This is a genomic window from Pectobacterium sp. A5351, from assembly GCF_028335745.1.
GTDB lineage: Bacteria > Pseudomonadota > Gammaproteobacteria > Enterobacterales > Enterobacteriaceae > Pectobacterium.
In genome coordinates, this window is the sequence record NZ_CP116477.1 from 3,704,928 (window position 1) to 3,725,138 (window position 20,211).

The 20,211-nt window shown below is 52.3% G+C and carries 16 protein-coding genes; 2 read left to right on the top strand and 14 right to left on the bottom strand.

The window, feature by feature from the left end; translation table 11 throughout:
- Nucleotides 1-81 precede the first annotated feature (81 nt).
- On the top strand, nucleotides 82-696 hold the full coding sequence (locus O1Q74_RS17035; RefSeq protein ID WP_271874771.1) for a LysE family transporter: 615 nt from the start codon (nucleotides 82-84) through the stop codon (nucleotides 694-696).
- A 101-nt stretch (nucleotides 697-797) separates the two neighbouring features.
- Here the strand turns inward: O1Q74_RS17035 and O1Q74_RS17040 are convergent, their stop codons facing one another.
- The 10 genes from O1Q74_RS17040 to ribF all read right to left on the bottom strand — a co-directional run bounded on the left by O1Q74_RS17040 (nucleotide 798) and on the right by ribF (nucleotide 13,811).
- On the bottom strand, nucleotides 798-1,166 hold the full coding sequence (locus tag O1Q74_RS17040; protein WP_271874772.1) for a VOC family protein: 369 nt from the start codon (nucleotides 1,164-1,166) through the stop codon (nucleotides 798-800).
- 97 nt (nucleotides 1,167-1,263) lie between these two features.
- Nucleotides 1,264-1,953 (bottom strand): helix-turn-helix transcriptional regulator, encoded by a 690-nt coding sequence (locus O1Q74_RS17045; RefSeq protein ID WP_271874773.1) that lies wholly within the window; start codon nucleotides 1,951-1,953, stop codon nucleotides 1,264-1,266.
- 163 nt (nucleotides 1,954-2,116) lie between these two features.
- Nucleotides 2,117-5,341, bottom strand: coding sequence for a carbamoyl-phosphate synthase large subunit (carB, locus tag O1Q74_RS17050; protein ID WP_271874774.1), 3,225 nt, complete (start codon nucleotides 5,339-5,341; stop codon nucleotides 2,117-2,119).
- A gap of 14 nt (nucleotides 5,342-5,355) precedes the next feature.
- Complete coding sequence (carA, locus tag O1Q74_RS17055) at nucleotides 5,356-6,504, bottom strand: glutamine-hydrolyzing carbamoyl-phosphate synthase small subunit (protein WP_271874775.1); 1,149 nt, start codon at nucleotides 6,502-6,504, stop codon at nucleotides 5,356-5,358.
- Nucleotides 6,505-6,949: 445 nt separating this feature from the next.
- Nucleotides 6,950-7,771 carry a 4-hydroxy-tetrahydrodipicolinate reductase gene (gene dapB / locus O1Q74_RS17060; protein ID WP_271874776.1) on the bottom strand — a complete coding sequence of 274 codons (822 nt, stop codon included), beginning with the start codon at nucleotides 7,769-7,771 and terminating at the stop codon, nucleotides 6,950-6,952.
- 337 nt (nucleotides 7,772-8,108) lie between these two features.
- Nucleotides 8,109-9,059: a 4-hydroxy-3-methylbut-2-enyl diphosphate reductase gene (ispH, locus tag O1Q74_RS17065; protein WP_271874777.1), complete on the bottom strand. Its 951-nt coding sequence runs from the start codon at nucleotides 9,057-9,059 to the stop codon at nucleotides 8,109-8,111.
- Nucleotides 9,040-9,513: an FKBP-type peptidyl-prolyl cis-trans isomerase gene (gene fkpB / locus O1Q74_RS17070; protein WP_271874778.1), complete on the bottom strand. Its 474-nt coding sequence runs from the start codon at nucleotides 9,511-9,513 to the stop codon at nucleotides 9,040-9,042. The genes ispH and fkpB overlap by 20 nt, the downstream gene beginning before the upstream one ends.
- A complete protein-coding gene (lspA, locus tag O1Q74_RS17075) occupies nucleotides 9,513-10,028 on the bottom strand; it encodes a signal peptidase II (RefSeq protein ID WP_271878974.1) in 516 nt (171 codons plus the stop codon). Before lspA ends, fkpB begins: the two co-directional genes overlap by 1 nt.
- Nucleotides 10,025-12,838 (bottom strand): isoleucine--tRNA ligase, encoded by a 2,814-nt coding sequence (gene ileS / locus O1Q74_RS17080; protein ID WP_271874779.1) that lies wholly within the window; start codon nucleotides 12,836-12,838, stop codon nucleotides 10,025-10,027. The genes lspA and ileS overlap by 4 nt, the downstream gene beginning before the upstream one ends.
- 31 nt (nucleotides 12,839-12,869) lie before the next feature.
- Entirely contained in the window at nucleotides 12,870-13,811 is a 942-nt protein-coding gene (gene ribF / locus O1Q74_RS17085; protein ID WP_271874780.1) for a bifunctional riboflavin kinase/FAD synthetase, read from the bottom strand.
- A 425-nt stretch (nucleotides 13,812-14,236) separates the two neighbouring features.
- Here ribF and rpsT point away from each other — a divergent pair, with 425 nt between their 5' ends.
- Nucleotides 14,237-14,500, top strand: a complete 264-nt coding sequence (gene rpsT / locus O1Q74_RS17090) for a 30S ribosomal protein S20 (RefSeq protein ID WP_010681770.1) — start codon at nucleotides 14,237-14,239, stop codon at nucleotides 14,498-14,500.
- 37 nt (nucleotides 14,501-14,537) lie between these two features.
- Here the strand turns inward: rpsT and nhaR are convergent, their stop codons facing one another.
- The 4 genes from nhaR to dnaK form a co-directional block, all read right to left on the bottom strand.
- Nucleotides 14,538-15,452, bottom strand: coding sequence for a transcriptional activator NhaR (nhaR, locus tag O1Q74_RS17095; RefSeq protein WP_271874781.1), 915 nt, complete (start codon nucleotides 15,450-15,452; stop codon nucleotides 14,538-14,540).
- A 32-nt stretch (nucleotides 15,453-15,484) separates the two neighbouring features.
- Entirely contained in the window at nucleotides 15,485-16,681 is a 1,197-nt protein-coding gene (gene nhaA / locus O1Q74_RS17100) for a Na+/H+ antiporter NhaA (RefSeq protein ID WP_271874782.1), read from the bottom strand.
- A gap of 285 nt (nucleotides 16,682-16,966) precedes the next feature.
- Nucleotides 16,967-18,109: a molecular chaperone DnaJ gene (gene dnaJ / locus O1Q74_RS17105; RefSeq protein ID WP_271874783.1), complete on the bottom strand. Its 1,143-nt coding sequence runs from the start codon at nucleotides 18,107-18,109 to the stop codon at nucleotides 16,967-16,969.
- A gap of 107 nt (nucleotides 18,110-18,216) precedes the next feature.
- Nucleotides 18,217-20,124 carry a molecular chaperone DnaK gene (gene dnaK / locus O1Q74_RS17110; protein ID WP_271874784.1) on the bottom strand — a complete coding sequence of 636 codons (1,908 nt, stop codon included), beginning with the start codon at nucleotides 20,122-20,124 and terminating at the stop codon, nucleotides 18,217-18,219.
- Between the last annotated feature and the right edge of the window lie 87 nt (nucleotides 20,125-20,211).

Consider the following 20,211-nt stretch of genomic DNA (forward strand, 5'->3'; position numbering starts at 1 on the left):
AACCAATAAGTGTGATGCGAATTCATTATTCTGGCGCTATCATTTCAAACGCTCTTACTCTTTTCACTCGCTGGAATGACTATGCTAGAAACATCGCTGTTTGTCGCCACCATTGCCACGCTGGGGATGCTCTCTCCCGGCCCTGACTTTTTCCTCGTCATCAAGAACGCCACGCGCTATCCACGCGTCGCCGCGTTGATGACCGCTTTGGGCGTCATCTGCGGCGTAGCAACACACATGGCATACTGCGTCGCCGGGCTGGCCGTCGTCATCACGACGACACCGTGGCTGTTTAATGTACTGAAATATGCAGGCGCCGCCTATCTGATCTGGATCGGTATTCAGGCATTATTGGCGCGCGGAGGCAGCAAGCTGGATGTATCAACTCAGGGGCAGCAAAGCGTCAGCCTGAAAAAAGCGTTCCTGCAAGGTTACCTCTGTAATCTACTTAATCCAAAAGCGACACTGTTCTTTCTGGCGATGTTCACACAGGTCCTGAATATTCACTCTGGTTTTGGTGAAAAGTTGTGGTACGCCATGATTATCTGGCTGCTCGCTGCCATCTGGTGGCCGGTGCTGGTGCTGCTTTTCCAAAGTGAACCGGTACGGCGTGGGCTGGCGAAGGTGCAGAAACTGGTGGATAAACTACTGGGCACGGTGCTTATCGCCTTGGGTATCAAAGTCGCGCTGGGTTAGGCTTGCGGAGTGTTTTTTAGCCTGAAGCGATTGGGTGCGTAATATGAATACCTTCCCAGTTTCCACTGGGAAGGTATGTTTGCGTTTATGTCGAAGCGAGCTTAGTAGCTGGCATAATAAACCCGTATCCGATGTTGGTCGGGATCGATCGCCACAAACGTCAAACCGAAATCCATCTGAGTGATGTCCTGAATCAGGGTCATCCCCTGTTCCTTCCAGCTTTCATACATCGCGTTTAGTGCGGTTTCACTCTCGACACGAATGGCCAATTCGCTACCACCGCCTGCCAGTTGGGCCACCGGTTTAACCTCATGTTTAGACCACACTCCCAATAACAACCCGGAGTCAAAGGCAAACATGGCAAAGTTTTCCGACTTCTCAACAGGTTGCAAATCAAACAGTTCACGATAGAAACGCTCACTGGTAACGGCATCTTCCACATATAAAATAATAAGATTTGGTGCGTTCATCAGGGATTCTCTGTAATCAGGTGAGTAATAAGCAGAAGGCTTCTGCTTGCCTGAATGCATCGTAGTACGCACCGCTGTCAATTTTTGTCAGTAGCCATTACTGCCGAGGAATGTCTTCTTTTTCATGCCACTCTTTTAATAACTGCTGGCGACGACGGGGATAACGCTGATCCAAAACCGTCATGCTACGGATACGTTCAGCCCTGAAATGACGAAACTGCTGACGAAGCTCGCACCAGGCGGCAATCACGTGCGTTTGATCGAAAAATCCTAATGCGAACGGCCAGATAATACGATGAGACTCATCGCCCTGAAGGCCGCAATATGCGATCTCCGTACGGCGCTCCGCTCTGATAGCGTGACGCAAAGCGGATAAATCGATAACCACTGCGGGAGTAAATTCTGCCTTCCCCACTAATAACCCAGAAGAATCAAGCGCGTTACGCAACTCTGGTGGTAATACCGCCGCAATTTTCATCAACGCATTACGGGCAGCGCCCCCTAAACGTTCGTCAGTTCTTCTTGCCACCCAGCGCGAGCCCAATACCAGTGCTTCAATTTCCTCTTCTGAAAACATCAGCGGGGGTAACATAAATCCTGGCCGCAAGATATATCCTAAGCCTGCCTCCCCCTCAATATGCGCCCCCTGCAATTGCAGCGTGGCAATATCCCGGTAGAGGGTTCGTTGGCTTACGCCTAATTTTTCCGCAAGGTACGCTCCCGTTACGGGAAAGCGGTGATGGCGTAATAGCTGTAAAAGTTCGAGCAAACGCTGCGTTCTGGACATAACACCTCTGGATTCACGGTACTCACGCGGTTTCAGCAAGAGAATATACGGCTACTCGCTGAAAACCAGCCCTGCTATCCGGGGATTTCCGAATTAAAAAAGCCAGCGCTGTTCCCAACGCTGGCTTTTTCTTATCGGCTTACTGCCTACCGAAGTCGGTCAATCAGCCTTTAATCATCGCATGCATTTCCTGCACAGACGTGACCTTCTCGGTCGGATCTGCCGTCAATGACATCGCGGTCGCGAAACCACCGTTCAGCGTGGTGTCGTAGTGCACCTTGTATTGCAGCGCACTGCGGCGAATCAGCTTGGAGTCTTCAATCGCCTGACGCCCTGCGGTGGTGTTGACGATGTAGGTGTACTCGCCGTTCTTGATGCGGTCCTGAATGTGCGGACGACCTTCATGCACCTTGTTCACCAGACGCGGATTAATACCGGCTTCACCCAGTTCAATCGCCGTGCCGTGCGTCGCATCCAGTTCAAAACCGTGCTTCAGCAGCTTGGCCGCCAGATCTACCACGCGAGCCTTATCGCCTTCACGTACCGACAGCAGTGCGCGTCCGGTTTTCTTCATGTGCGAGTTACTACCCAGCATCGCTTTGGCAAACGCTTCAGCAAACGTGCGGCCCACGCCCATCACTTCACCAGTCGAACGCATTTCTGGCCCCAGAATCGGGTCAACGCCAGGGAATTTGTTGAACGGCAGTACCACTTCTTTCACCGAATAGTACGGCGGGATAATTTCTTTGGTGACGCCCTGCTCAGCCAGCGTTTTGCCTGCCATCACGCGTGCCGCGACTTTCGCTAACGGAACGCCAGTCGCTTTCGAGACAAACGGTACAGTACGCGCCGCACGCGGGTTCACTTCAATCAGATAAACTTCATTATCCTTCACCGCAAACTGCACGTTCATCAGGCCGCGAACGCAGAGTTCAAACGCCAGTTTTTCAACCTGCTGACGCATCACGTCCTGAATCTCTTTGCTCAGCGTGTAAGCAGGCAGTGAACACGCCGAGTCACCGGAGTGAACCCCTGCCTGCTCGATGTGCTCCATGATGCCGCCAATCAGTACACGCTCACCGTCACAGATCGCATCGACATCGACTTCGATGGCATCGTCAAGGAAACGGTCTAACAGGACCGGCGCATCGTTAGACACGCTAACGGCGGTCTGGAAGTAGCGACGCAGGTCAATTTCGTCATACACGATTTCCATCGCGCGGCCGCCCAGAACATAAGAAGGACGGACAACCAGCGGGTAGCCGATGCCACGCGCTTTTTCTACCGCCTGTTCAATCGTCGCTACCGTAGCGTTAGCAGGCTGCTTCAGCCCCAGACGATTAACCGCCTGTTGGAACCGTTCACGGTCTTCTGCACGGTCAATCGCATCCGGGCTGGTACCGATAACCGGCACACCTGCCGCTTCCAGCGCACGCGCCAGTTTCAGCGGTGTCTGGCCGCCGTACTGCACGATCACGCCTTTTGGCTTCTCGATACGGACAATTTCCAGCACGTCTTCAAACGTTACTGGCTCGAAATACAAACGGTCTGACGTGTCATAGTCTGTTGAAACGGTTTCCGGGTTGCAGTTGACCATGATGGTTTCATAGCCATCTTCACGCAGCGCCAGTGAAGCGTGGACGCAGCAGTAGTCAAATTCGATCCCTTGACCGATACGGTTCGGCCCGCCGCCCAGTACGATGATTTTGTCACGGCCCTGACTCGGATTAGCTTCACACTCTTCTTCATACGTGGAGTACATGTAAGCCGTGTCGGTCGCGAATTCTGCCGCACAGGTATCGACACGCTTGTACACCGGGTGCAGGTCGAACTTATCGCGCAGCTTGCGAATTTCGCTTTCCGCCACGCCAGCCAGTTTCGCCAGACGCGCATCGGCAAAGCCTTTACGCTTCAGCATACGCAGAAACTCGGCATCCAGCGCAGTTGCGCCTTTTTCTGCGACCTGCTCTTCCAGACGCACCAGCTCTTCAATCTGCACCAGGAACCAGCGATCGACGTTAGTCAGGTTAAACACGCCATCGACTGACATCCCTGCACGGAAGGCATCGGCGATGTACCAGATACGCTCGGCACCCGCATCTTTCAGCTCGCGGCGAATTTTGGTCAGTGCTTCAGGGTCATCTAAATCCACTTTCGGATCGAAGCCCGTTGCCCCCACTTCCAGCCCACGCAGCGCTTTTTGCAGGGATTCCTGCTGTGTGCGACCAATCGCCATCACTTCACCCACAGATTTCATCTGCGTGGTCAAACGGTCGTTGGCACCGGCGAATTTTTCGAAGTTGAAACGTGGGATCTTGGTGACCACGTAGTCGATAGCGGGTTCGAAGGACGCTGGCGTACGGCCACCAGTGATGTCGTTCATTAGTTCATCGAGCGTGTAGCCCACCGCCAGCTTGGCTGCGATTTTTGCAATCGGGAAGCCCGTCGCTTTAGAAGCCAGTGCGGAAGAACGCGATACGCGCGGGTTCATTTCGATAACAATCAGACGACCGGTTTTCGGGTTCACCGAGAACTGGACGTTAGAACCACCAGTTTCTACGCCGATTTCACGCAGTACCGCCATCGAGGCGTTACGCATGATTTGATATTCTTTATCGGTCAGCGTTTGTGCAGGTGCGACGGTGATGGAGTCTCCGGTGTGGATCCCCATCGCATCGAAGTTTTCGATGGAGCAGACGATGATGCAGTTGTCGTTCTTATCACGCACCACTTCCATCTCGTACTCTTTCCAACCGATCAGCGATTCATCAATCAGCAGCTCTTTGGTTGGCGAAAGATCCAGCCCGCGTTCGCAGATCTCTTCAAACTCTTCGCGGTTGTACGCGATACCGCCACCGGTGCCGCCCATCGTGAAGGAAGGACGGATGATGCACGGGAAGCCCACATCAGCCGCCACGGCCAGCGCTTCTTCCATCGTGTGTGCAATACCGGAACGCGCGGTGTCCAGACCGATCTTCTTCATCGCGACGTCAAAACGGCGGCGATCTTCTGCTTTATCAATCGCATCCGCCGTTGCACCAATCATGGTGACGCCGAACTCGGCCAGCACGCCCTGACGTTCCAGTTCCAGCGCACAGTTCAGCGCGGTCTGGCCGCCCATCGTTGGCAGCACCGCGTCTGGACGCTCTTTTTCAATGATTTTGCGCACCACTTCCCAGTGAATCGGCTCGATGTAGGTCGCATCGGCCATTTCCGGGTCGGTCATGATGGTTGCCGGGTTGGAGTTCACCAGAATAACGCGGTAACCCTCTTCACGCAGCGCTTTACAGGCTTGTGCACCCGAGTAGTCAAACTCACACGCCTGGCCGATAACAATCGGGCCGGCGCCCAGAATCAGGATGCTTTTAATATCTGTACGTTTTGGCATTGTCTCGCTCCTGATTATTTAGCGGAAGAACGGTAAGTCTGAATCAAGTCAATAAAGTGGTCGAACAGCGGCGCAGCATCATGCGGGCCAGGGCTCGCTTCTGGGTGCCCCTGGAAGCTGAACGCTGGCTTATCCGTGCGGTGAATCCCCTGAACCGTGTGGTCAAACAGGGATTTATGCGTGACGCGCAGCGTGTCAGGCAGATTATCTTCATCCACCGCAAAACCGTGGTTCTGCGCAGTAATCATCACGCAGTTGTTATCCAGATCTTTTACCGGATGGTTGCCGCCGTGGTGACCCAGCTTCATTTTGATGGTCTTCGCACCGCTCGCCAGCGCCAGCAGTTGGTGACCCAGGCAGATACCAAATACCGGAATATCCGTTTCCAGGAAGGTTTTGATCGCGCGAATCGCGTAGTCACACGGCTCTGGGTCGCCCGGGCCGTTAGAAAGGAAAATACCGTCTGGATTCAACTTCAGCACATCTTCGGCAGGAGTCTGCGCCGGAACAACCGTCAGGCGGCAGCCGCGATCCACCAGCATACGCAAAATGTTGCGTTTCACACCGTAGTCATACGCCACTACGTGGTAAGGCAGTTCGCTTTCGTTTTTCGCCGCAGGCAGTTCGCCTTCCAGCGTCCAGCTTCCCTGTAACCAGCTGTAGCTTTCTGCCGTCGTCACTTCTTTTGCCAGATCCATTCCCTTCAACCCTGGGAAGGCTTTCGCTTTCTCCAACGCGACAGTGGCGTCCGGCGCATCACCCGCAATGATGCAGCCATTCTGTGCGCCCTTTTCACGCAGCAGACGGGTCAGTTTACGGGTATCGATATCAGCAATGGCGACGATGTTGTTGCGTTTGAGGTATTCAGACAGGCTTTCTTCACTACGGTAGTTGCTGGCAATCAGAGGTAAATCGCGAATGACCAGACCTTGAGCCTGTACAGAGGGGGATTCTTCATCGTTGGCATTGGCGCCGACATTACCGATATGGGGATAAGTGAGAGTGACAATCTGGCGGGAATAGGAAGGATCAGTAAGGATTTCTTGATAACCGGTCATCGACGTATTGAAGACCACTTCCCCCACTGCCGCCCCTTCTGCCCCAATGGCCCGACCGTGGAATTGGGTTCCGTCTTCCAGAACCAATAGCGCTGACTTAATCAAAACACCCTCCAAGGAATAAACAATCACGTTATTTGCATATTAATTCAGATTCGAGCCACTAAATCAATGCAAAAACTACCTGTAAGGCCAATTTTTGGCAAATTGGGCGCATTTTAATGATGGTCTCCCTGATTGTCTACCCAAACCGCTTTTTTTCTCTTATTTTTATGCTTTCCGAAATAAATAGCCGCCCACAGACGTAAAAAACCCGATCAACTTAGATAAGTAAACGGTTGCGAGACAACATCGCTAAAATAAGAATAACAAATCACCAGTAAGGCACATTTCAGGAGTAAAGGGGAAGTATTTCCGCTAAAAAATCGACTAAAAAACAGATAAAAACAAATGATAATAAAAAATCCAAACCAAAAGCTTAAAAATAAAGGTGATATTAAAAATAATCACCTTTATCAGTAAGATATAATTTTTTATAAAAAATTAAAAACTATAAATCATCCAGAGAAAGCACATCTTTCATATCGAAAAGACCGCTTTCTTTCGCACTAATCCAGATAGCGGCTCTTACCGCACCATTGGCAAACGTCATACGGCTGGATGCCTTGTGGGTAATCTCAACGCGCTCGCCAATATCCGCAAACATCGCCGTATGTTCACCGACAATGTCACCCGCCCGCACGGTCGCAAAACCAATGCTTTTCGGATCGCGTTCACCGGTATGACCTTCACGCGCATACACGGCACAAGACTTCAGATCGCGTCCCAGCGCATCGGCAATCGCTTCGCCCATCGCCAGCGCGGTGCCAGACGGCGCATCCACTTTGTGGCGATGGTGTGCTTCGATGATTTCGATATCAGTATAGTCGCCCATGACCTTCGCCGCTTTTTCCAGCAGCTTCAGCATGACATTGACGCCAACGCTGAAGTTCGCGGCAAACACAATTCCGATATCTTGTGCAGCCTGCTTAATCGCCGCCTTCCCTGCGTCATCAAAGCCGGTTGTCCCAATAATCATGCCCTTACGGTGCTGACGGCAAAATGCCAGATGCGCTAAGGTGCCTTCCGGACGGGTGAAGTCGATCAAGATATCGAAATCATTCTGCACGGCATCCAGACTTTCATTCACGGTAATACCACTTTTACCCAGCCCGGCAAGTTCACCGGCATCGCTACCTATTAGAGACGAACCAGAACGTTCCAGCGCCGCGCCCAATACTACGCCGTCCATTTGCTCGATAGACTGAATCAACTGGCGTCCCATACGGCCGCCCGCACCTACAACCGCAATACGGATGGATGAATCCTTCATAATGTCTCTCTCTTTTTGATCCTGACGACATAAAAATAGCATCAGGTTAACGGGCACTGCGCACTATCGCCAGCGGATTTACCGCCAGATTAGAAAATACTGTTTGAAGCCGCAGAAAATCAGCAAAACTGTCTCACCACTGGCAGCAGAATCGCGTCTGGAAGCGATAAAAAATCGTGATGCGTTTGAAAACATGCCGGGAAGGCCAAAAATAAACCACATGACATAACGCATAAAAATTCATTTTTATGCATTAACATTTTCATGAGTGAATACAGGGGGAGAAAACAGAGGGGCATAACAGCGATAGGGCCGAAGCCCTACCACAGATACAGCATTAATCTACCTGTTTGACTTCAACACGCAGCTCTTTCGGCACTTCAAAGACGATGTTTTCTTCACGTCCCTGCATTTCAACAGCAACCTTGCCGCCCAATGCTTTCAGGCGCTGAATCACCTGTTGTACCAGAATATCCGGTGCAGATGCGCCTGCGGTTACCCCAACATGCGAAGCACCTTCTACCCATGCCTCTTGGATATCTTCCGCTGAATCAATCAGATAAGCTGCTTTCCCCGCTCTCTGTGCCAATTCAGCAAGACGGTTAGAGTTTGAGGAATTTTTAGAGCCCACAACAAACACGACATCCGCCTTATCCGATAAATGGCGAACCGCTTCTTGACGATTGGTCGTGGCATAACAGATATCATCTTTACGCGGCCCGACAATCTGCGGGAAACGCCCACGCAACGCGTCAATCACCGCATAGGTATCATCAACTGAAAGCGTGGTTTGCGTCATAAAGCACAGATTGCTTTCATCTTTTACCTGTAGCTGCCAGACATCCTTAGGGGATTCCACCAGATACATGCCACCATCCACATTGCTGTACTGACCCATCGTCCCCTCAACTTCAGGGTGTCCGGCATGCCCAATAAGAATCGCCTCCACGCCTTTCTTACTGGCTCTGGCCACTTCCATATGCACTTTGGTTACCAGTGGACAGGTGGCATCGAATACCGTCAGGTCACGGCTTTTTGCTTCATTACGTACCGCTTGCGAAACGCCATGTGCCGAGAAAATCAGAATCGCGCCGTCCGGCACGTCTTCAATCTGCTCAATAAAAATCGCGCCACGTTCGCGTAATCCGTTAACCACATAGCGGTTATGCACCACTTCATGACGGACGTAGATCGGCGTACCAAACAGCTCCAGCGCGCGCTCCACAATGCTGATAGCACGATCGACACCGGCACAAAAGCCGCGTGGATTAGCCAGCAGGATCTGCATGTGCTACCTCCTGTTGTACGGGATCGATATCCAGCACTTCGAGATCGAAGGTTATCGCCTGGCCGGATAGAGGATGGTTGAAATCCACGGTGACGGACTCTTCGGTCACATCGCGGATAATCCCCGGCATATCATTTCCGGCAACACCACTGAACAGCATGATGGTACCCACATCCGGCACGCCGGTCTGAGCGAAATCACGACGCAGGAAGAACTGGATCAGGTTCGGATTGGTCGGCCCAAAGGCCGACTCCGGCGGCAGCGTAAACTTGCGTTTATCACCACGCTTCAATCCCAACAGATGTTGTTCCAACGCGTCAGACAGGCTGCTATCGCCAAGGCGGAACAGCGCTGGCTTGCCGCGCTCACGCGTAGACTCGGCCGTGGAGCCATCCTCCAGCGTGAGAATAAAATGCACCAGCAGCGCGCTGCTGTGCTGCACAGTCTCGGACATCAGTGACCCTTTTGCTTAGCGGTATCAGTATCATCATGCGTACTGAAAAACCCTTCCAGTACGATGAGCGCCGCCCCAATGCAGATGGCGGTATCGGCAAGGTTAAACGTGGCGAAGTGCCAGTCACCGACATAGAAGTCGATGAAATCGACGACAAAGCCATGCCATGTCCGATCAAACAGATTGCCCAATGCGCCGCCGATAATCAGCGAATACGCAATGTTATTCAGCCAGTGTTTGACGCTACCACGGTACATCATCACCAACAGCACAACCACGATGGCAATCGCGATACCAGCAAAGAACCAGCGTTGCCAACCGCCTTTATCTGCCAGGAAGCTGAATGCTGCACCGTAGTTACGGGCGTAATGCAGATTCAAAGAAGGCATTACCGGCACCGTATCTCCCAGCGCAAAGTAGGCGAGGATCAACTGTTTACTACTAACATCTATAGCTAAAACCAGTATTGCCAGCCAGAGCCAGCGCAGTCCACTCGAACAGATCTTATTCATCAGACAAATTTACGCTCTTCGCCGTTACCACCCACGTTAGTCGCACAGCGACCACACACTTCAGGATGATCGGCATTGCTACCGATATCCGTCTCGTAATGCCAGCAGCGTGGACACTTGTGCCCTTCTGCCTCACTTAAGGCAATTTTCAGTCCGGTGAGTTCCGTTGCCTGCGCGCTATCCGGCGCATTTTCATAACGTTCTACCCGCGCTTTTGACGTCAACAGCGCGAAATGCAGTTCCTGACGCAACTGGCTCAGCTTGCCCACCAGATTGGCATCGGCGTACAGCGTAACGGAGGCTTCCAGCGATCCACCGATGCGCTTGTCATTACGCGCTTGCTCGATGACTTTGTTCACTTCGCTACGCACTTTCAGGACATCCGCCCAGAACGCATCGTTCATGGTTTCTGCGCTATCCAGCGAGAACAGACCGTCATACCATTCTTCGGTAAACACGTACTGCGCACGCTCTCCCGGCAGGTAGTTCCAAATCTCATCTGCTGTGAAGGACATGATCGGTGCCATCCAACGCACCAGCGCTTCTGAGATATGGTATAGCGCAGTCTGGCAACTACGACGTGCAACGCTATCGCTTTTTGCCGTGTACTGACGATCTTTAATGATATCCAGATAGAATGAACCCATCTCGATCGAGCAGAACTGCATCAGGCGTTGAACGACGCGGTGGAAATCATAGCTTTCATACGCTTCAAGGATCTCTTCCTGCGCGGCTTTCGCACAGCCAACCGCCCAGCGATCCAGCACAACCATGTCTTCTGGTTTCACACAATCTTTCTGTGGATCAAACCCATTCAGGTTCGCTAACAGGAAACGCGCGGTGTTACGAATACGGCGATAAGCATCAGCAGAGCGCTTCAGGATCTCATCGGACACGGCGATTTCACCAGAGTAATCCGTTGAACCGATCCACAGGCGCAGAATGTCAGCACCCAGCTTGTTCATCACATCCTGCGGGCTAACCGTATTACCGATCGACTTAGACATCTTACGGCCCTGACCATCAACGGTGAAACCGTGGGTCAGTACCTGACGATAAGGCGCTTTGCCTTTCATCGCCGTGGAGATCATGAGAGAAGACATAAACCAGCCACGATGCTGATCAGAGCCTTCCAGATACATGTCTGCCGCATTACCGTGAAACTCAGGACGAACATCAACCACCGATGAATGTGTAGAACCAGAATCGAACCACACGTCCAAGGTATCAGGCACTTTGACATAGTTCTCAGCATCATCACCCAGCACCTCAGCCGGATCGAGATCCCACCATGCCTGAATGCCGTCGGCTTCAACACGTTTCGCCACGGCTTCAATCAGCTCAGCAGTGCGCGGATGCAGTTCTTCCGTCTCTTTATGAACGAACAGAGACATCGGCACGCCCCAGGTACGCTGACGGGAGATACACCAGTCAGGACGGTTGGCGACCATCGCTTCGATACGCGCCTGACCCCAATCTGGGATCCACTGCACGCCTTTGATTTCAGACAGTGACTGCTTACGCAGGCCTTTCTGATCCATGCTGACAAACCATTGTGGCGTGGCACGGAAAATGATCGGCGACTTATGACGCCAGCAGCACGGGTAGCTGTGCTGTAATTTCTCTACGTGCAGCAACATGCCTTTTTCACGCAGGATTTCAACGATCAGATCGTTGGCTTTGAAAACGAATTTGCCGTCCAGTTCAGGATACGTACCGCTCAGGTAGCAACCGTTCGGTCCAACCGGATTAGCGATTTCCAGATTGTATTTCTGGCTGATCACATAGTCGTCAGGACCGTGACCACCAGCGGTATGCACCGCACCGGTACCCGCATCCAGCGTCACATGCTCGCCCAGAATGGCCGGTACGTCGAAGCCCAGGAACGGATGTTTGAAACGCAGCAGTTCAAGATCCGCGCCTTTACAGTCGCCCAGAACGATCCACTGCGTCACGCCGACGCGCTTCATCACGCTTTCAACCAGATCGGCTGCCAGAATCAGCGCCTGACCGTCAATCTGCACCAACTGATAATCGAATTCCGCATTCAGTGAGATCGCACGGTTTGCTGGCAGCGTCCACGGCGTCGTTGTCCAGATCACCAGTGAAACAGGGCCATCTACGCTACTCACACCAAACTTGGCTAATACCGCGGGCACATCGCTGGCGTTAAACGCGACATCAATGGATGGAGAGGTTTTGTCGTAGTATTCAACTTCTGCTTCTGCCAGTGAAGAACCGCAGTCTACACACCAGTGAACCGGCTTGGCCCCTTTGTGCAGGTGACCGTTTTCAATAATGCGTCCCAACGCACGAATGATGTTCGCTTCGGTTTTGAAATCCATCGTCAGGTAAGGACGATCCCAGTCGCCCAGCACGCCAAGACGAATAAAGTCGGCTTTTTGACCGGCAACCTGCTCTGCTGCATATTTGCGACACTCAGCGCGGAATTCAGACGCGCTGATTTTTTCACCCGGCTTGCCGACCAGCTGCTCTACTTTCAGCTCAATCGGCAGACCGTGGCAGTCCCAGCCCGGCACATAAGGAGAATCGTAGCCAGACAGGCCCTTCGATTTAACGATAATATCTTTCAGAATCTTGTTAACTGAGTGACCAATGTGAATACTGCCGTTCGCGTACGGAGGGCCATCGTGCAGAATGAAGGTCTTCTTTCCTTTCTTCGCATTGCGAATAATCCCGTACAGATCCTGTTCATACCAACGTTTCAGCATGTCAGGTTCGCGCTTGGCCAGATCGCCACGCATCGGGAACCCTGTTTCCGGCAAGTTCAGGGTAGTCTTATAGTCACTCATTAGATTCTCGATTTCGTTTCGGCTAGAAAAATTAAACCGGTGTCGTTAACCCGAAGAACGTCCGGGCTGTCACCACATCATCGGCGATTTGCTGTTTTAACGCATCGAGCGAAGCAAAACGCTGTTCATTACGGATCTTTTTACGCAGTACGACTTCAATATGACGACCATAAAGGTTCATCGTCACGTCCAGCAAATGCACTTCAAGCTGCTGGCGTTTGTCACCGTTTACGGTTGGACGCGTGCCAATATTGGCAACGCCCGGCAGCGGTTCTTGCCCCAGCCCATAAACGCTGACGGCATACACGCCGCTAACAGGGGAAACCTGACGTTTCAGCGGCAGGTTGGCGGTAGGGAACCCAATGGTTCGCCCCAATTCTTTGCCATGTTCCACGCGTCCGGAAATGCAGTAAGGGTGACCCAGCAGGCTTTCCGCCAGCTCGAGTTCATCGCGACTGAGCGCTTCCCGCACGGCAGTGCTGCTAACCCGTTTACCGCCATTACAGAACGAATCGGTGCTGATGACATCAAATCCCGACTCACGTCCAGCCTTCTGTAATAACAGGAAATCTCCCTGACGACCAGCCCCGAAGCGGAAGTCATCCCCCACCACCAGAAACTTCACGCCCAATTTCTTCACCAGCAGAGAAGAAACAAACGTCTCGGCATCGTTGGCGGCAAAATGCGCGTCGAATCTGACGCACAGCAGATAGTCCACGCCAGCCTGCGCCAGATATTTCACCTTGTCACGCAGACGCGTCAAACGGGCAGGCGCTTTTTCCGCCGCGAAGAGTTCCAGCGGCTGTGGTTCAAAAATCATCACCATCACCGGCAGCCCACGAGCGCGCCCTTCCTGCTTCAGTCGTTCAAGCAGCATTTGGTGTCCGAGGTGCACGCCGTCAAAATTACCAATAGTGAGCACACAGCCGTAATGGTGTGCCCGAAGATTGTGTATACCGCGAATTAGCTGCATGGCTGGCCCAGAACAAAGGGTTAATATTATGGAAATCGGCGGATTATACCTTGTACAGCGAGTAAGGTTAACCCGCGATTCGCGCCTTTTGCAGCCACCCTGTAAATCGTGCCAGTATTTGCACGTTTTTTAGCGGAATCCTCGATGGATAACGCCCAGACGCAGAATATCCAGATAGCCGATGCCCTGCACAATCCGACTTTACCGATGGCAGACAGGGTTTTATCACATTCAGGATGAATTTATGATGCGAAAGGCTGTATTCCACCGCGTGAAGCTGCTAAAATCCTGCGCCATCACAACGTAACAAGTGTCGACGTACAAACGACGCTTATTTGCACAAATCCATTGACAAACGAAGGCTAAACGAGCATATTCCACGGCCTTTGAATTGTCCTCGATTGAATATATTTGGGAGTTGGACCTTGGCTAATATCAAATCAGCTAAGAAACGCGCCGTACAATCTGAGAAGCGCCGTAAGCATAACGCAAGCCGTCGCTCTATGATGCGTACTTTCATCAAGAAAGTATACGCGGCGATCGCGACTGGCGATAAAGAAGCGGCACAGAAAGCGTTTAATGACATGCAACCGATCGTGGATCGCCAAGCTGGTAAAGGCCTGATCCACAAGAACAAAGCTGCACGTCATAAATCCAATCTGGTTGCGCGCATCAACGCCATGCAATAATCACGCACTTGCGTGTTGTTGCTAAGAAAAAACCGGCTCAGGCCGGTTTTTTTGTGTCTGTAGTATCACTGAAGAGCGCCGAGAAATCCGCGTTGCATACGCGCTGCACCGCCGGGTGCTGGATCATTCTGGCCGCAAAGATCGCATAATACTCGTCCTGAATGTTCTCGATCCTGCCGATTTCGACGACATCGCCTTGCTGGTAGATTTCATTGGCATACAGCGATGGCGCAACGAAAATCGCGTCATTGTTAATGCCGAACGCCGTCATCAGCGCTGCATCATCAAATTCGCCCAAAATAGTCGTCTGAATATTCTGCGCAGTAAACCAGTTCAGCAGTTTACGTCCTAGCATGGTTCGTCGCCCGGGAATCAGTAACTTACGCTGTTCAAGGCAGGCGGGAAAAGGCAGCTCAGGCTGCGGACGTTTACAGTAAAAGCTTACGCCACACTCGCCCAGCTTGATTGAAAATAGCCCTTCCTGCTGCGTCGAATCCACCGGACAGTCCGACAAAATCATATCCAGCTTATGCTGACTCAACTGCTCCAGCAGCATTTCGTGCGTCGACTCAAAACAGCGCAAATGGATATGCTCCTGTTCCGTCACGACCGTTTCCAGCACCCTGCTCACCAGTCGTTTGGACAACGCGTCGGCCACACCGACATCGAATAACAGGTTCGATTCTTTGCGGTAGTTCACAATATCCAACATTTCCTGGCTAAGCTGGAACATGCTATCCGCATAGCGAAAAACAAGCTGCCCCAGCTCTGTCGGTTCCAGCCCCCGTCCCTTGCGCTTGAAAAGCTTGCCTTGCAGACGCTCTTCCAGGCATTTAATCTGCCCGGTAATGGTCTGCGGCGTTAAGAACAGCGTCTCTGCCGCACCAGCAACGGAACCCGACTTATAAACCTGCCAGAAATAATAGAGATGATTAAAATTCAAATGAGACACACTCGCCCCCTCTTCGCGCCTCCGGCATAGCCTCAACCCTTACACGGCTGCACCGCCTTGTCCAGCGTAGGCAACACCCCACGCAGTGCCAGATAGCCGAGCAGCGCCGCCAGCCCCGATGCCAGCAAGATTCCCAGCTTGGCATAGGTAATCAATTCCGCATCGCCGCCGGAAAAGGCCAGCAGCGTAATGAATATTGACATGGTAAAACCGATACCACACAGCACGGACACCGCCACAATCTGGCTAAAGCCAACGCCAGCAGGCAGACGCGCGTAGCCCAGCCGGATGGTTAGCCAACTGAGCAAGGTAATACCCAGCGGTTTACCAATCAGCAGCCCGGCGGCGATACCCAGACTCAAAGGGGAGAACAGTTTTTCCAGCACAATTCCCTGTAACACAATGCCTGCGTTAGCGAAGGCAAACAGCGGAATAATCAGAAACGCGACCCATGTTTGTAAACCGTGTTCCAGCGTGGTTGCCGGAGACGTTTCCCCATCGGACGTACGCAAGGGAATAAAGAATCCGACGATTACCCCAGCCAGCGTCGCATGAACGCCACATTTCAGGATGCAGACCCACAGGACCATCCCCACCAGTAAATAGGCGGATGTTTTCCTGACCTGTTGCCTATTCAAATAGGCCAGCGCTGCAACCGCCAACACCGCGCCGCCCAGCGCAGGCCAGAAGATCTGTTGCGTATAAAACAGGGCAATGATCAGGATCGCCCCCAGATCGTCAATGATCGCCAGTGCCAGCAGGAAGACTTTTAATCCTGCGGGCACGCGTTTGCCCAATAGCGTCAGCACACCAATGGCGAACGCAATATCCGTCGCAGCGGGAATAGCCCAACCAGCGCGCGTTACCTCATCCTTTGCGTTGAAAAGCAGAAAGAGCAAGGCGGGAAAAATCATTCCGCCTACCGCCGCCGCCAGTGGCAACATTACCTGTTGACGGCTGGCTAACGAGCCTTCAACCAGCTCGCGTTTCACTTCCAGACCAATCAGCAGAAAGAAAATCGCCATCAGGCCATCGTTAATCCACAGCAGCAGATTTTTATTAATTTCCAGTGCACCAAAGCGCATTTCCACTGGCATCATCAGGAACTGTTGATAGCCAGCGGCGGTAACAGACCAGTTGGCAAACGCGAGCGCGAAAACCGTTGCCACCATCAACATCATGCCAGCCGCCGCATCCAATCCGATAAAACGGCGAATCATTGTTATCATTGACTTACTCTCCCATCAGACACGAACGTTAATATCGTACGCCCGCTTTCTTGCCAGCAAGATTACGCAATCTAACCACTCGTTAAAAGCAGATTAAAACTGGCATAAAACTCGTAAAAACCGATTTGTTAAGTGGGGAGTTTTAAAGCGAGATATAAAAAACGTCGGGAGCGCTTTTCAACGTTGTGCAGCAACGGCGCGGGGTGACGAACAAGGATGGCTGTCATAAAAAAACCGGCAGGTTTACCCCACCGGTCTTTTTGATTACGCGTTAACGATAAGCCATTAGCGGGTCAAATCGTCGAAGAATTTCTTCACGCCATCGAAAAAGCTTTTCGAACGCGGGCTGTTTCTTTCACCAGACGGGCCGCCGAAACTCTCATCGAGTTCTTGCAGTAGCTGTCTCTGACGCTCGTTCAGGTTCACCGGCGTTTCCACAACCACACGGCACAGCAGATCGCCCTGTGCACCGCCACGTACCGATTTCACACCTTTACCACGCATACGGAACAGTTTGCCGGTTTGCGTTTCCGCAGGCACTTTCAGCTTCACCCGGCCATCCAACGTCGGGACTTCAATTTCGCCGCCTAATGCCGCCATCGCAAAATTGATCGGCACTTCACAGTACAGGTTATTTTCTTCACGCTGGAAGATCGGATGCGCTTTAACCTGCACCTGAACGTACAAATCCCCTGACGGCGCGCCGTGCTCGCCCGCTTCACCTTCACCGGATAAGCGAATACGGTCGCCTGTATCCACGCCCGCCGGAATTTTCACCGACAGCGTTTTGCTCTTCTCTACGCGGCCATGACCGTGGCATTTGACGCACGGATCTTTAATGATCTTACCGCGCCCATGACAGTGTGGACACGCCTGCTGTACGGTAAAAAAGCCCTGACGCATCTGAACCTGACCATTACCATGACAGGTCGGACAGGTGATCGGGGAGCTACCCGGCTTCGCACCGCTGCCGTGGCACACATCACACTCTTCCAGCGCGGGAATTCGGATCTCTTTGGTGACGCCACGTACCGCTTCTTCCAGCGTCAACTCCATGTTGTAGCGTAAATCGGAGCCACGACTCGCACGCTGACGGCGGCCACCGCCAAAAATGTCCCCGAACACGTCGCCAAAAATATCACCAAAATCGGCACCGCCGCCGCCAAAGCCACCGCCGCCTCCGCCTCCGCCCATACCACCTTGCTCAAACGCCGCGTGGCCGTACTGATCGTAGGCAGCGCGTTTTTGCGAGTCGGTAAGGATCTCGTAGGCTTCTTTGATCTCTTTGAACTTGGCTTCTGCCTCGCTATCACCCGGATTACGATCGGGGTGGTACTTCATCGCCAGACGCTTGTAGGCTTTCTTTATTTCGCGCTCATCCGCGCTTTTCGAAACGCCCAGGCTTTCGTAATAATCTTGCTTCGCCATTTCTTTTCCTGCCCTCAACATGCGTGCACGGGCGCAGAGTTTCCTCGACGCCCGTGCTGATTGCCAGCAATAGCCTTGTGGCTGCTACTGCGCCCGCTCAAGGGCGATTACTTTTTATCTTTTACTTCTTCAAACTCAGCATCAACGACATCGTCGTCGCGACGAGCAGAGGCATCATCAGCGGCACCTTCAGGACCTTGCTGTGGTTGAGACGCTTCCAGCAGCTTGCCGGAAACCTGAACCAGCGCCTGCATTTTCGCTTCGATTTCTGCTTTGTCTTCGCCTTTCAGTGCGCTTTCCAGCGCTTTCAGTGCGTCGTCAATGGCAGCTTTATCGTCAGCGGCCAGTTTATCGCCCGCTTCTTCCAGTTGCTTACGCGTGCTGTGCAGCAGGTGATCGCCCTGGTTACGTACCTGAACCAGCTCTTCAAACTTACGGTCAGCTTCAGCATTCGCTTCCGCGTCACGTACCATTTTCTGGATTTCTTCTTCGTTCAGACCAGAAGATGCCTTGATAGTGATTTTCTGCTCGCGACCGCTGTTTTTGTCTTTCGCGGAAACGTGCAGGATACCGTCGGCGTCGATGTCGAAAGTGACTTCGATTTGCGGCATACCGCGCGGTGCAGCCTGAATACCATCCAGGTTAAACTGACCCAGCGATTTGTTATCGTGCGCACGCTTACGCTCACCCTGCAGAACATGAATCGTTACCGCAGACTGGTTGTCTTCCGCCGTTGAGAACACCTGACTGTGTTTAGTCGGGATCGTGGTGTTCTTGGCGATCAGCGCAGTCATCACGCCGCCCATGGTTTCGATACCCAGAGACAGCGGGGTAACGTCCAGCAGCAGAACGTCTTTCACGTCACCAGACAGAACACCGCCCTGAACCGCAGCACCGATAGCAACCGCTTCATCCGGGTTCACGTCTTTACGCGGCTCTTTACCGAAGAAGTCAGCGACTTTCTTCTGCACCAGAGGCATACGCGTCTGACCACCAACCAGAATCACGTCCTGAATTTCAGAAACGGACAGGCCAGCATCCTGCAACGCCACTTTCAGCGGCTCCAGAGAACGGTTTACCAGCTCTTCTACCAGTGATTCCAGTTTCGCACGAGTTACTTTGATGTTCAGGTGCTTAGGACCCGTCGCATCCGCCGTGATGTATGGCAGGTTAACGTCGGTTTGCTGAGCAGAAGACAGCTCAATCTTGGCTTTCTCTGCCGCTTCTTTCAGACGTTGCATCGCCAGCGGGTCATTGCGCAGGTCGAAACCTTGCTCTTTCTTAAATTCATCAACCAGATAGTTGATCATGCGGCTATCGAAGTCTTCACCACCCAGGTGGGTATCACCGTTGGTCGCCAGCACTTCAAAGGTTTTTTCGCCATCAACTTCGTCGATTTCGATGATGGAAATATCGAACGTACCGCCGCCCAGGTCGTAAACCGCGATAGTACGGTTGCCGACTTCTTTATCCAAACCATAAGCCAACGCTGCCGCTGTCGGTTCGTTGATGATACGTTTTACTTCCAGGCCCGCGATACGGCCAGCATCTTTGGTTGCCTGACGCTGCGCATCGTTGAAGTAAGCTGGTACGGTGATAACCGCTTCGGTGATCGTCTCACCCAAATAGTCTTCTGCCGTTTTCTTCATTTTTTTCAGCACTTCAGCCGAAATCTGCGGCGGAGCCATCTTCTGATCTTTCACTTCCAGCCATGCATCGCCATTATCTGCCGCGATAATTTTGTACGGCATGATGTTGGCATCGCGCTGAACTTCTTCGTCTTTGAAACGACGACCAATCAGACGCTTAATAGCAAACAGGGTATTTTTCGGGTTGGTCACTGCCTGACGTTTAGCCGGTTGGCCAACCAGAGTTTCGCCATCTTGCGTATAAGCAATAATTGAAGGCGTGGTGCGATCGCCTTCGCTATTTTCCAGTACTTTTACCTGCGTACCGTCCATAATCGCGACACAAGAGTTGGTTGTACCCAGGTCGATACCAATAATCTTACCCATCTAAACATCTCCACTAAAAAGTCATATTCGGTGTGGTGGTTAAACCTACTGTGCGGGCGAAATGTCATTTTTCAACAAGATTTCTCG